General features: G+C 58.4%; 11 protein-coding genes. 7 read left to right on the top strand and 4 right to left on the bottom strand.

Annotated features, from left to right (window positions below):
• Positions 1–9: 9 nt before the first annotated feature.
• The 3 genes from FH08_RS0145135 to FH08_RS0145125 all read right to left on the bottom strand — a co-directional run bounded on the left by FH08_RS0145135 (position 10) and on the right by FH08_RS0145125 (position 3,193).
• Positions 10–576 carry a cupin domain-containing protein gene (locus FH08_RS0145135; protein WP_031364676.1) on the bottom strand — a complete coding sequence of 189 codons (567 nt, stop codon included), beginning with the start codon at positions 574–576 and terminating at the stop codon, positions 10–12.
• Positions 577–1,180: 604 nt separating this feature from the next.
• Positions 1,181–2,212, bottom strand: coding sequence for a phosphotransferase family protein (locus FH08_RS0145130; protein ID WP_035568885.1), 1,032 nt, complete (start codon positions 2,210–2,212; stop codon positions 1,181–1,183).
• A 12-nt stretch (positions 2,213–2,224) separates the two neighbouring features.
• Positions 2,225–3,193: a C-terminal binding protein gene (locus FH08_RS0145125; protein WP_031364674.1), complete on the bottom strand. Its 969-nt coding sequence runs from the start codon at positions 3,191–3,193 to the stop codon at positions 2,225–2,227.
• A gap of 829 nt (positions 3,194–4,022) precedes the next feature.
• Here FH08_RS0145125 and FH08_RS0145120 point away from each other — a divergent pair.
• The 7 genes from FH08_RS0145120 to FH08_RS0145090 all read left to right on the top strand — a co-directional run bounded on the left by FH08_RS0145120 (position 4,023) and on the right by FH08_RS0145090 (position 12,291).
• Positions 4,023–5,192, top strand: coding sequence for a porin (locus FH08_RS0145120; protein WP_031364673.1), 1,170 nt, complete (start codon positions 4,023–4,025; stop codon positions 5,190–5,192).
• A gap of 186 nt (positions 5,193–5,378) precedes the next feature.
• The gene (locus FH08_RS0145115) at positions 5,379–6,566 is read left to right on the top strand and encodes an acyl-CoA dehydrogenase (RefSeq protein WP_031364672.1); all 1,188 of its coding nucleotides are present in this window, start codon (positions 5,379–5,381) and stop codon (positions 6,564–6,566) included.
• A 4-nt stretch (positions 6,567–6,570) separates the two neighbouring features.
• Entirely contained in the window at positions 6,571–7,809 is a 1,239-nt protein-coding gene (locus FH08_RS0145110) for a CaiB/BaiF CoA transferase family protein (RefSeq protein WP_031364671.1), read from the top strand.
• A 147-nt stretch (positions 7,810–7,956) separates the two neighbouring features.
• Entirely contained in the window at positions 7,957–9,621 is a 1,665-nt protein-coding gene (locus FH08_RS0145105) for an electron transfer flavoprotein-ubiquinone oxidoreductase (RefSeq protein WP_031364670.1), read from the top strand.
• Positions 9,622–9,633: 12 nt separating this feature from the next.
• On the top strand, positions 9,634–10,476 hold the full coding sequence (locus FH08_RS0145100; protein ID WP_031364669.1) for a 3-hydroxybutyryl-CoA dehydrogenase: 843 nt from the start codon (positions 9,634–9,636) through the stop codon (positions 10,474–10,476).
• Positions 10,477–10,573: 97 nt separating this feature from the next.
• Positions 10,574–11,323: an electron transfer flavoprotein subunit beta/FixA family protein gene (locus FH08_RS0145095; protein WP_031364668.1), complete on the top strand. Its 750-nt coding sequence runs from the start codon at positions 10,574–10,576 to the stop codon at positions 11,321–11,323.
• 35 nt (positions 11,324–11,358) lie between these two features.
• Positions 11,359–12,291 (top strand): electron transfer flavoprotein subunit alpha/FixB family protein, encoded by a 933-nt coding sequence (locus FH08_RS0145090; protein ID WP_031364667.1) that lies wholly within the window; start codon positions 11,359–11,361, stop codon positions 12,289–12,291.
• A gap of 110 nt (positions 12,292–12,401) precedes the next feature.
• Here the strand turns inward: FH08_RS0145090 and FH08_RS0145085 are convergent, their stop codons facing one another.
• Positions 12,402–13,454 carry a LacI family DNA-binding transcriptional regulator gene (locus tag FH08_RS0145085; protein WP_031364666.1) on the bottom strand — a complete coding sequence of 351 codons (1,053 nt, stop codon included), beginning with the start codon at positions 13,452–13,454 and terminating at the stop codon, positions 12,402–12,404.
• Between the last annotated feature and the right edge of the window lie 204 nt (positions 13,455–13,658).

Raw genomic sequence — 13,658 nt, 5'->3', positions numbered from 1 at the left:
TGTACCCGACTACGTGAGATTCGCCCCGATCAGTACGAACGCGAGCGTCGCCGGCTGATCGCTTTTGTTTCTCCATGCGTGACGCGTGCCGTTCTGTACGACAACATCGTGTTTGCGCATGAGTCGGGAGCGTCCCTCATCGAGTTCGAGCCAGATCTCGCCTTCAAGGACGATGCCGTAATCAATCGTCGGGGTGGTATGCATCCCGTCGGGCTCGAAGAGTTCCGCGAGCCCCGGGCTGATCGCGAGGTTTTCCGCCGCAGCGGCTTGGGGATCGAAACCTTGGGAGGCGAATACGCTGTCGGGCGGGAATGTCACAACGAGGAAGCGTGTGCCGCCGATAGGCGGCACGATGCTTCGTACATCCGGAGTCGGGTCAGCACCATCGAAAGGCAGATGTTGTGCGGGTTCGGTCGACCAGATGAGCCGCGACGCCATACCGGGTATTTGCTGATATGCGTCTGAGCGCGGCGTCGCACAATCCATAGCGACCATCGAAGCGCCGCGCGCGTCGTGACCGGTCACGACGCGGCTAAGGGCCAAGGGGATATGACCCGTGAGAGGTTCGGTTGACACGGTTTGTCTCCTAATATCGTGTTCGAAGCAGAGGCCGACTGACGGGGCCATGCAACCACGCCTGTGACACGGACTTGCCGCTACAGCCGCAATTGCCAGGAAGCCGTGAGTCGTTCCCCTGGGTGATCCCTGGCGCAGTAGATGGTGGCGCCTTTCTGATCGCAATTCTTTGCTAACGTTTGCATAGATTCTGGCAGGCTCAATTCCACCGTGTCAAGAGTTTTCAGGGGAAAGGGTGCGTCCTGGCTGGCGATTTTCACTGATGTGCAAATGAGTATTGCGAACGTTAGCATTAATGTCTCACATTTCGAGACGTGAGCGGTGTCTGCGCTTCAGTCTGTGTTCCACAACCGCTTCTCCAATCGGCTCGGTCGTGCACGGCGCTCGTTCGACGCGGCAACTTTGCGAGATGGCGCTTTGTCCACCGCCGGGGAACGGTGCCCGGCAGTGCAGCATGGGCGGTTCCGGGCTAGGCGACGTAAGCCGAGTAGGGGACGGCAGTTCAACGTTTCCGGGCGTCACGCTGTCGAGCCGATCCACGGCCGGATGCGGCCCAATAGCTCCCCTCCGGAAAGACGTGAAACAAGCAACCGTGTTGAAGGCGTTACAGCGCGGGCTGGTGTCGGCCGATGCGATCCTGCCAGGCGTCCGCAACCTGATAGAGAAATTCGACAGGCTGCCGTATCAGCGGGATGGCGGTTGCGCGAACGTGCTCGCGCTGACTGTCCTGGGTCAGGTATTCCACGGGCGACTTGCCGTCGACGCGGGCCAGCATCAACGCGGGCAACAGTTCTGCCGACCGCGCTTCGAGTGAAGCCCGCAGTTCCCAGTCCGCTTCGTCGAAATACGCTTCCGTGAGTGCCTTAAAGGAGGCGATCAGCGCGTCCCGCGCTTCGGGGCGCACCAGGCACTTGAGCAGCAGGTGGTTCAGACAGAATGCGAGATCGAAGGCAGGGTCGCCGAACCAGGCGCATTCCGCATCGAGGAGTACAGGTCCCTTCGGACCAACCAGGATATTCTTTGGACTCACATCGCCATGAACGAGCGCTGTCCGTATGCTCGCGGTGCGCTTTGCCAGATACTCAAGTCGCGATGCGATCTGCGGATGCCGCTCTGCTGTGGCGATCAGATACGGGTCGAGCCGAATGGCCTGGAAGGTCTCGGACGTATCGAATCTCGCCAGAAGGTCCGTGCGGCCGGCGCTGACGGAGTGAAGGTGGCCGACCAGACGCCCGACGTCCCTGGCGGTGTGCGAATCGACCTGTCCAGACATGAGCTGGGCTTTCCACACAGGATGCCGCAACGGCTCAAGAAAAGACATTGCGAACACGCCGAGTGTCGGGTCATGCGCGAGAGGCGCGGGAACGTTGTCCGGGCAATGCTGTGCTGCAAACTGCATCCAGGACCATTCGTCCGCGTTCCGTGAGATAGGGGCTTCCCAGTTTGCTGCAACCTTCAAGGTTGGAAGCGCCCGTTTGACGCATAGCGATCGGTCTGACAAATCGACGCGCCAGATATCGGACGACACGCCGCCGGTCAGCGGATGCCACCAGGCTTTCTCTTCCGGGCCCACGAGCTTGCTTGAGACGAGAAACGCATCGAGCTGCGGATCGGGACTGTTGGGTTGGATCATCATGATTCTGCAATCTTAAGGGTTGGCACGGGGCGGGTTGCAGGCGTTGCGGGGGGCGTCGCCCCGCAGCACCCGGACAACTTCCTCGGCGGCTCGGCGGCGCAGCTCGACCAGAGACGCGTCGGATGAAAACGCAACGTGAGGCGTCAACATGGCGTTTGGGTGAGAAAGAAGTTCTGCCGGGACCGACGGTTCGGACTCGAGCACGTCCAGAGCGGCGCCAGACAGATGTTTGGTCTGCAGAGCGTCGATGACGGCGTCGGTGTCAACGATGCCTCCACGGCTTACGTTGATGAGCAGACTGTCCGGTCGCATTTTTGCGATTGCATCGCGGTTGATGAGATGTCGGGTGCCATCTGTAAGCGGTGCGTGCACGATCACGATGTCGCTTTGCGCAAGCAGGTCGTCAAGCAGGACCCGCTCAACACCTTCGGCGTCCTCTTGCAGATAGGGATCACTGACCAGTAACCGACATCCGAACACGCCGAGCTTGCGTGCCGTGGCGCGCGCAATCCGGCCAAATCCAACGAGCCCGCAAGTCAGGGAGGCCAGCCGGCGAAGACGGGCGCTTGAAGGATCCCAACGGCCGGCGCGGACTTCGCGGTCAAAAGACACGAGACCGCGCGTCCATGCGAGCGCGAAACCGACGGCGTGATCAGACACTTCTTCGACGCAATAGTCGGGGACGTTTGTCACGATCACCCCATATTTGGTCGCCTCTTCCACCGCGATATTGTCCAGCCCCACCCCCAGTCTCGCGACAACCTTCAGCGCCGGCGCACTTGCAATCGCAATGGCTGACACCGGAGCCCAGCACGTAAGGATGGCCGCGGGAGCGTGCTCGCGGACCAGTTCTTCGATTCCGGCAGCGGGCAGCGGGACGGCCGGTCCGCTCACAAGGCGCATGCCGGCGGATTCGACGATCTCTCGTTCTACGCTGTCGTCTGGCCAGGCGTAGTCAGTCAGTAACACGGTATGAGTCATGGAATGGAGTCCGATGTCGGGTGAGGGCTGATTGCGCTTCGAGAGCCCAACGGCACAGCGGCTGGCGAATAGTGACCTTCGTCAGTCACTGTTCCTGTGAAAGCATGTTTTTCCGCAGTTTGCACGAACGTTAGCACGACGTCGGAGCGTATGCCAAGTCGGAAAATTCCCGTAGAGAAAATCACCGAAGTCGCAAAAGCGTCTGCTTACGGGCCAATAAAGCCGTCTGGGCCGGGATGAAAACCTGATTGACACATTTAGCGACAATGACTAAACTTAATTTCAAATGCTAACGTTAGCGCAAAGAAGGCAGACTCAGACTGGTTCTGGCCGTCGCAACGAATGGTGCAACAGCGGGTCGCCTGTCATTGGTGCGATGCAATTGCACAACTGTAAGGATGACTAAAGAACGGAGGAAGCCAAATGCGTGAGCATGACTGTACATGGCGTGGAACTCGCATTAGCAATCGAGTCAGGCAGAAGCCGGACCGGTGCGATCAGCGATGCCTAGCCGCATCGATGCGGTTCGTGGTTTTATGCGCATGCGAGAAAAAGCGTTCGCGCATCGCTTGCCTATCCGAAATGCGTTATCGCGCACGTTGGAGCGTTTCCAGCTCCAGGCACCTTCCTGGTCAGCGCACGTCCGGGGGCTATCACGCCCGTTCTGTAAGCGCATGATCGCGAGCTTTTTGCCGTGTCGGCAAACTGCGATGCGGTGGGCGGACCTGTCTGACAGGTCGGGTTGGATCGAGCAATACCCGTGAATCAAGCCTGCATTAAAAATTCGTTGCAACAATAACTAAACCTTAGAACTGGTTGGAGACAAACAATGAAACGGCTTCTCGTACCCGTATTTTTAGGTTGTATCAGTGTAGCTGCACATGCCCAAAGTACGGTTACGCTCTACGGGCTCATTGACAATGGCGTGTCCTATGTGAACGATCAGCGGACCGCAAGTGGCACCGGGAAAAGCAACTTCTTCGCTTCCACGGGAAATATAGTTGGTGACCGATTTGGTGTGACTGGAAACGAGGACCTTGGCGGCGGACTGCAGGCGTTGTTCAAGCTTGAGAACGGTTTTACCGGTACGACCGGGGGGCTGCAGCAGGGCGGCCGGCTGTTCGGAAGGCAGGCGTTTGTGGGCTTGTCGGCCCCTTACGCGACCGTCACACTCGGTCGACAGTATGACTCGGTTGTCGACTACCTGGCCGCGAGAAGTCTGGCACAAAGTTTCGTCGGTGGACTGGAGTTTATGCACCCGATGGACAATGACAACTTCGGCGATTTTTTCCGGCTCGATAATACTGTGAAGTTTGCGAGCGCTGACTTTAGCGGGCTAAAGTTCGGCGGCCTCTACGCATTCTCTAACACGGCCGGCGCCTTCACGGAGAACCGTGCTTTTAGCACCGGTGCAACATATAGTCGCGGTCCGATTACTCTCAGCGCCGCATACATGCGCATCGATAACGGAGGAAATGGTAGCGCCGGCGCGCTGGATGGCTCGTCGACTTCGGGAGACGCGACCTTCCATGCCGCCCGGCAACAGGTGTGGGGTGTTGGCGGAGCATATGTGATCGGTGGGGCGACGTTGGGCCTCGTCTGGAGCCACTCGGCGTATAACAATGCGACCGCGGTCTATCGAGGCAGCACGCTCAGTCCCGTGTCGACAGGCAAGCCGACAGATTTGACGTTCAATAACTACGAAGCCAATATCCGCTACCTGATTACCCCGGCATGGACGGTGGCGGGGTCATACACATTTACGGACAGCAACTATTCAAATGCTGCTGTGTCTGCCAAGCCGCGCTGGAACCAGTTCAACCTGATGACTACCTACGCACTTTCGAAGCGCACGGACGTCTACCTGATGGCTGAATATCAACACGTGACCGGTGCAAGCGGGACGATCTTTAGCGGCGCATTCATTGGCGGCAGCGGCGGGCCGTCGTACACCAACAAGCAGTTCCTGACGAGCGCCGGGTTGCGCGTGCGCTTCTGAAAGTGTCGTGGTGAAGGGGAACCTGAGTATTGCGTACCAGTTTCCTCTTCACCTGCCCGTCGCCGATGGCCGTGTGCGGTGCCACTGACACATGCGCTTTTCGCACAGGTCAATGAAAATAGATCGGTTGTGGTGTCACATGACCGCCCTTGAATCAGTCACGCGACAACCTTCACAGAGTACAACATGAGTAGCCAGCACGAGTCCGTATCGTTTGAATGGGAAGATCCGCTGCTGTTGGACCGGCAGTTGACGGAAGAAGAACGCATGGTCCGTGAGTCCGCACGCGTGTACTCGCAGGACCTTCTCGCACCGCGTGTGCTGGATGCATTTCGGCGTGAGCAGACTGACCCGCGTATTTTCCGTGAGATGGGTGATCTCGGTTTGCTGGGAGCCACGATTCCGGAGCAGTACGGTGGCGCAGGTCTGAACTACGTATGCTACGGTTTGGTCGCGAGGGAGGTGGAGCGGGTGGATTCGGGTTACCGCTCCATGATGAGTGTACAGTCCTCTCTTGTCATGGTGCCGATCAACGCGTTCGGCAACGCAGAGACCAAGCAAAAGTACTTGCCCGGCCTGGCAGCGGGTGAACTGATCGGTTGCTTCGGCCTGACTGAACCCAATCACGGCTCGGATCCTGGCAGCATGATCACGCGGGCAAAAAAAGTCGCCGGTGGCTACCAGATAACCGGCAACAAGATGTGGATTACTAATAGCCCGATTGCGGATGTCTTCGTCGTTTGGGGCAAAGATGAAGAAGGCGCGATCCGTGGTTTCGTGCTCGAAAAAGGCTGGAAAGGACTTTCGGCACCAGCCATCCACGGCAAGGTCGGCCTCCGGGCGTCCATCACAGGAGAGATCGTGATGGACGAGGTGTTCTGCCCTGACGAGAACGCCTTCCCAGAAGTCCGCGGTCTGAAGGGCCCCTTTACCTGTCTGAACAGTGCGCGCTACGGAATTGCTTGGGGCGCTCTGGGAGCGGCTGAGGACTGCTGGCATCGCGCGCGGCAGTATGTGCTCGACCGCAAGCAGTTTGGCAAGCCGCTTGCGGCAAACCAGCTCATTCAAAAGAAACTGGCCGACATGCAAACGGAGATCGCACTTGGTTTGCAGGGGTGTCTGCGGCTGGGCCGCATGAAGGACGAAGGAACCGCCGCTGTCGAGATCACTTCAATCATGAAACGCAATTCGTGCGGCAAGGCGCTCGACATCGCGCGTCTTGCACGTGACATGTTGGGCGGTAACGGGATCAGCGACGAGTTCGGCGTTGCACGACACCTCGTGAACCTTGAAGTGGTCAATACGTACGAAGGTACGCACGACGTCCACGCGCTTATTCTTGGCCGTGCTATCACCGGCATTGCGGCGTTCTGACACCATGAATGACATTCTCAATCAAGGTGCGCTTGCGGGGTTGCGCGTGCTTGACCTATCACGTGTGCTGGCAGGTCCATGGTCAGGGCAGTTGCTCGCAGACCTGGGTGCGGACGTCGTGAAAGTCGAACGCCCAGGCGCGGGAGACGATACCCGCGCCTGGGGGCCGCCATGGCTGTGCGATGAGGACGGTGCGTCGACTGGTGAGTCTGCCTACTATCTTAGCGCCAACCGCAACAAGAGATCAGTCACCATAGACATCAGCCAGCCCGAAGGCCAAAGTCTGGTCAAACAGCTGGCTCGCAAGGCGGACGTCGTAATCGAGAACTTCAAGGTTGGAGGGCTCGCTCAGTATGGTCTGGACTACGCAAGCCTTAAAGCGCTGAATTCAAGATTGGTTTACTGCTCGATAACCGGATTTGGCCAGACGGGACCGTATGCGCCGCGCGCCGGATACGACTTCCTCATTCAGGGCATGGGCGGACTGATGAGTCTGACCGGGCGCGAAGACGGCGCAGAAGGTGAGGGACCGCTCAAAGTTGGCGTCGCACTCACGGACGTAATGACCGGCCTTTATGCGACTGTCGCAATCCTCGCTGCATTGGCCCGACGTGAGCGCACCGGCGAAGGACAGAACATCGATCTTGCATTGCTGGACGTGCAGATTGCCTGCCTTGCAAATCAGGCGGCGAACTATCTTGTCGGAGGCCTGTTACCACGACGCATGGGAAATGCGCATCCTAACATCGTGCCTTATCAGGACTTTCCGACGGCCGACGGCTACATGATCATCGCCGTTGGCAACGATGGCCAGTTCGCTAACCTATGCTCCGCACTCGGCAGCCCGCAATGGGCAACGGACGAGCGGTTTGCGACGAACTCCCAACGGGTGAAGCACAGACAGGAGCTCATCGATCTGATTCGGGTCGTCACGAAGCGTCGTCATACCAACGAATGGATCTCTATCATGGAGACCGTCGGGGTGCCATGTGGTCCGATCAATAGCCTGGATAAGGTATTTTCCGATCCACATGTGCAGTCGCGAGAGATGCGCATTGAGATGGATCATCCGCTCTCGAAAGTTGTACCGCTTGTCGCGAACCCAATCCATATGTCCGAGTCGCCCGTCAGTTATCGCCAAGCACCGCCGACGCTCGGACAGCATACACGCGAGGTCCTGAGTTCATGGCTCGCTCTCAGCGACGCGGACGTCGAACAGCTTCGTAGAGGGAGCATTGTTTGACGGAGCGTGCGGCCACTCGGGTGTCACTGCTGAAGGGGACATGTGCATTGACTGGCATCGGGATGCTGAGGTCCGGAGGTAACGCAGGCGACACACTTTCTCCCGGCGGCGCTTTTTGTAGTTGACTGAATCTTGGAATACGTCCGTATGAACAATACCGGTCATAGCGGCTCGCGTGAGTCGATGGAGTACGACGTGGTGATCGTCGGCGGTGGCCCTGCGGGCCTGTCGGCTGCGATTCGCCTTAAGCAGCGCGCAGAGCAAAAAGGCGTCGAGATAGGCGTCTGTGTGCTCGAAAAGGGAGCGGAAATAGGAGCGCATATTCTGTCGGGCGCCGTGATGGACCCGCGTGCGCTCAATGAACTCATTGCCGACTGGAAAGAACAAGGCGCGCCCCTAGATGTCGAGGTTAGGGAGGATCGGTTCCTGTTTCTATCGGAAACGGGCGCCAAGGCTGTGCCGAACTGGGCGCTGCCCGATAACTTCAAGAATCACGGTAACTATGTGATCAGCCTTGCCAATCTCACGCGTTGGCTCGGTAAGCAGGCGGAAGCACTGGGCGTCGAGATTTTCCCCGGTTTTCCGGCCGCAGAAGTTCTCTATCACGACGACGGCTCGGTAAAAGGGGTTGCCACCGGCAACCTGGGCGTCGGCAAGGATGGCGAACCTACCGAGCACTTCCAGCTCGGCATGGAACTGCACGCGAAGTACACGCTCTTCTGCGAAGGCACGCGTGGGCACCTGGGCCGTCAACTGACCGACAAGTTCAAGCTGCGCGAAGGCGTCGATCCGCAGGTCTACGGTATCGGCCTCAAGGAATTGTGGGAAATCGATCCGTCCAAGCACAAGCCGGGTCTAGTGATGCACACGGCCGGTTGGCCGCTGGAGAACGACACGTACGGTGGCTCGTTCCTATATCACATGGAAAATAACCAGGTGGTGGTGGGCTTCGTGGTCGGCCTCGGCTATACGAACCCCTATCTGTCACCATTCGAGGAATTCCAGCGCTACAAGACGCATCCCGCGATCCGCGCGGTACTGGAAGGCGGCAAGCGGGTCTCGTACGGCGCGCGGGCGATCACCGCGGGCGGCCTGCTGTCGCTGCCCAAGCTGGTGTTCCCGGGTGGCGCGCTGGTGGGCGACGAGGCGGGCTTCCTAAACGCATCGCGTATCAAAGGCAGTCATGCGGCAATCAAGACCGGCATGCTGGCTGCTAACGCGACATTCGACGCTGTGCAGGCTGGACGTCAGGCTGACGAACTGAGCGCGTATCCGGCATCGTTCAAGGCGTCATGGCTGCACACGGAATTGCATCGTGCGCGCAACTTCAAGCAGTGGATGGGCAGGGGCCTATACCTGGGCACGCTGATGGTCGGTATCGAGCAGAAGCTGCTGGGTGGCAATGTGCCGTGGACGTTGCATCACAAGCACTGGGACCACGAGATGCTGAAACCGGCTTCACAGTGTAAGCCGATTGTGTATCCGAAGCCGGACGGGAAGCTGACATTCGATCGTCTTTCATCGGTGTTCATCTCGAATACAAATCACGAGGAAAATCAGCCGCTGCATTTGACGCTGAAAGATCCGTCGGTGCCGGTGAAGGTGAACTGGCAGACGTATGCGGGCCCGGAGTCGCGTTATTGCCCGGCCGCAGTGTACGAATTCGTAGAGAACGACGACGGCAACGAGCGCCTTGTGATCAATGCGCAGAACTGCGTGCACTGCAAGACGTGCGATATCAAGGATCCAGCGCAGAACATCGTCTGGATCACGCCCGAAGGCGGTGGTGGTCCAAACTATCCAAACATGTAATGGTGATATGAAATGCAAACTGTTGGAATCGTAGGCGCGGGCCAAATGGGCTGTGGCATCGCTGAGGTGTGCGTAGCATCAGGCCTGGACGTGATCCTCAGCGACGTCTCGGCGAATTCGCTGGAACGTGGTCTTGAGAAAGTTCACGCAGGCATTGAGCGCCAGGTGAGTAAGGGGAAAATCAGCTCGACCGATGCTAAATCCGCATCGGCTCATCTCTGGGGAAGCATAACGTTCGATGACTTCGTGGCGTGCGATATGGTGATCGAAGCGGCTACTGAAGACGTCGAGATAAAAGAGCGAATCATTCGCGAATTAGACAAGGTGGTCAAAGCGGGAGCGTTGATAGCTTCGAATACGTCGTCCGTATCTATCACGGCTTTGGCGACAAAAATGTCAAACCCGGGCCGCTTTATTGGAATGCATTTTTTCAATCCGGTCCCAGTGATGTCACTCGTGGAGATCATTCGTGGCATCGAGACGACCGATGCAACTTACGAGGCAACGATGGCACTGGCAACACGCGTTGGCAAGACGCCGATCAGCGTGAAGAATTCACCCGGATTTGCGGTGAATCGTATCTTGATACCCATGATCAACGAGGCGATCTTCGTATTGCAGGAAGGGCTGGCTAGTGCGCCGGAGATTGATGCGGGCATGCAGCTCGGCGCAAATCATCCTGTCGGTCCGCTGGCGCTCGCTGACCTCATCGGGCTGGACACGACACTCGCCATCATGGAGGTGCTCTATCGTGACTTCAACGACTCGAAGTATCGTCCCGCACCGCTACTGAGAGAAATGGTGGACGCCGGACGGCTCGGCCGAAAGACTGGCACTGGGTTCCACTCGTATTGATCGTCGGCTTGCGGTTGACAGTTCCTCCGGATATGCCGTACTCGACCTGGTAAGCCTCAATCTGTTCTTGCCGTGAATTATTAAGGGAACAAGCACCGTGAAGGTTATCGTAGCAGTGAAAAGAGTGGTCGATTACAACGTGAAGGTCCGGGTGAAATCGGACGGCACGGGCGTCGACATTGCGAACGTGAAGATGTCGATGAATCCGTTCGACGAGATTGCCGTGGAAGAAGCGGTGCGTCTGAAGGAAGCCGGTGTGGCGACGGAGGTGATCGTAGTGTCGGCGGGTGTCGCGCAATGTCAGGAAACGCTGCGCACGGCGCTGGCGATCGGCGCGGACCGCGCGATCCTGATTGAATCGACCGAGCAATTGCAGCCGCTGGCGGTGGCCAAGCTGCTGAAGGCACTGGTCGAGCGCGAACAGCCACAACTGATCATCCTGGGCAAACAGGCAATCGACGACGACTCGAACCAGACCGGCCAGATGCTGGCTGCTTTGGCTAACCTGCCGCAGGCGACGTTCGCCTCGAAGGTGACGCTCGCCGACGGCAAAGCCACCGTCTCGCGCGAAGTGGACGGCGGTGCTGAAACGCTGTCGCTGACGCTGCCGGCCGTGGTCACCACCGACCTGCGCCTGAACGAGCCGCGTTACGTGACGCTGCCGAGCATCATGAAGGCGAAGAAAAAGCCGTTGGAAATCCTGAAGCCGGAAGACTTGGGCGTCGATGTCGTGCCGCGTCTGAAGACGCTCAAAGTCAGTGAGCCGCCTGAGCGCTCCGCTGGCGTGAAAGTGCCGGATGTGAAAGCGCTGGTCGAGAAGCTTAAGACCGAAGCCAAGGTCCTTTGATCCAACGCGAACCACGTAAAGAGGAGACGAAAGAAATGACGATTCTGGTAATTGCTGAACACGATAACGTATTGCTCAAGGCAGCGACGTTGAACACGGTGGCGGCCGCTCAGGAGATCGGCGCCGAGATTCATGTGCTCGTTGCCGGTCACGACGCGCAGCCTGTAGCGGATGCCGCTGCGAAGGTCGAAGGCGTCGCAAAGGTACTTCTGGCGGATGCACGCCAACTGGCCGAAGGCCTCGCGGAAATCGTCGAAGCGACGGTGCTGAAAATCGCGAGAAACTATTCGCACATCCTTGCGCCAGCGACAGCGTACGGAAAGAACATCGCGCCGCGTATCGCGGCGAGGCTCGATGTTGCGCAGATCAGCGACATCACGGCCGTCGCTAGCCCCGACACGTTCGAGTGTCCGATCTATGCAGGCAACGCCATTGCGGTCGTGCAATCCGCTGATCCGATCAAGGTCATCACGGTTCGTGCAACCGGTTTCGATCCGGTCTCAGCGCAAAGCGGCAGCGCAGCGGTTGAAAAAATCGAAGCAGCCGCAGACGCAGGTATTTCGCAGTTTGTGAGTCGCAATGTGACGAAGCTGGACCGTCCAGAACTGACGTCGGCGAACGTCATCGTGTCGGGCGGCCGTGGCCTCGGAAGCGGCGAAAACTACACGAAGGTGCTCGAGCCCTTGGCTGACAAGCTCGGCGCGGCAATGGGCGCGTCGCGCGCAGCAGTGGATGCGGGCTATGTGCCGAACGACTATCAGGTCGGCCAGACGGGCAAGATCGTCGCGCCCCAGTTGTACATCGCGGTTGGCATCTCCGGCGCGATCCAGCACCTCGCCGGCATGAAGGACTCGAAGGTCATTGTCGCGATCAACAAGGACGAAGAGGCGCCGATCTTCAACGTCGCCGATTACGGCCTGGTGGGTGATCTGTTCACAGTCGTGCCCGAACTAACGAGCGCTTTATAAGTGCCTTCACTCTTGCGCGCGACCTCTTCGGACGCTCGGCGAGCTATGGGGTTCGTTCGATGGTTGGGGGATACGGTGCAGGGCAGGGCGCGCTTGCCTCATTCCAGTCATCACACCGTCAGCCCGTGCGTGGCAGACCGGGCCGACGATTTTGCAGGCGCGCCATGTCTGCGCGTGCTACCACGTACGATAAGGGTCGCCTGCGAGACTGAAGTATAGTTAGTCGATTGAACAGCGTTCCGTTTGATCTGATGGATGAACCAGAGTCCACAGGCGGTGGCCAGGTCACTGACGGGAAGGCCGATGCTTGTCAGGCCCGGTCCCCACCAGCTGAAACCGGGTTCGTCACCAAAGCCCACGACCGACAGTTCGTCGGGTACACGTACGCCTTGTGTCGTGAGTTCTTGAAGAATACCGTGGGTCACTTGCACGGAGCCCGCGATGATAGCTGTTGGACGCTTGGCGAGCGACAACAGCCGACGTGTCGCGTCGCGACCAAATTCTATTGCCCCTGGAGCGCCCAGATGCACCAAAGCAGCATCTTCGGGCTCGCCAGAGGGCAATGCTTCGCGGTATCCCTTCAACCGCGCTGCACCCGTTGGCAGCTCGTCGGTACCGCCGATGTATGCGATACGGCGGTGTCCGAGCTGAGCCAGATGAGCCGTCGCTTCGGACAATGCTTGCGTATCATCAATTCCGAACCATTGATCGCCAATCATTGCGTGCCTGCGCAGCAATTGAACATGCGGGGAAAGCTTGAGCAAGCGCACCGTTTCGCGATGAGGTTTTGCCGTCGGAACAATAATGATGCCAGCGACATTCGCGCTGGCCAATTCGCGCACGCTCTGAAGCTCGGCCATGCGGTCGTCTTCAGTTTCCGACAGAGCGAGCTGAAAGCCTGCGCTCTGGAGACACTTCGATAGTGCATGAGCAATTGTCGCGTAGAAGCCGTTTCGGATATCTGGGATGACGAACCCGACGAGGTTACTCGATGCGCCACGCATCATCCGGGCAGCCAGGTTAGCCACGTAGCCCATTTCTTTCGCAACTTCAGCGACTTTCTTTTTCGTGGCCGCACTGATTCTCGGGTCGTCTGACAGGGCGCGCCCCACCGTCGACGGCGAAACCTGCAAGCGGGCAGCGATGTCTTTGATCGTAACCATATATGGCCTCGGAAATTTTTTATGACGATAGCACAGCGCGAGCGTCTCGAAATCACCCAGTGCGCAGCCGGGGGCTAGCAGTCAATTACACCGCTAAACGGCCTCCCGAAGAGCTGCGACGCGTGTTAACACTCGAAATACCCTGATTGGGTTTTGCACACATAATGCTAACGTAAGCGCATTTGAATAGCCAATTTCTTTTTG

The sequence above is a fragment of the Caballeronia sordidicola genome (genome assembly GCF_000729995.1).
GTDB lineage: Bacteria > Pseudomonadota > Gammaproteobacteria > Burkholderiales > Burkholderiaceae > Caballeronia > Caballeronia sordidicola_A.
Note: the sequence above shows the minus strand (reverse complement) of the source record. Positions and strands in the feature narration are given on the sequence as shown.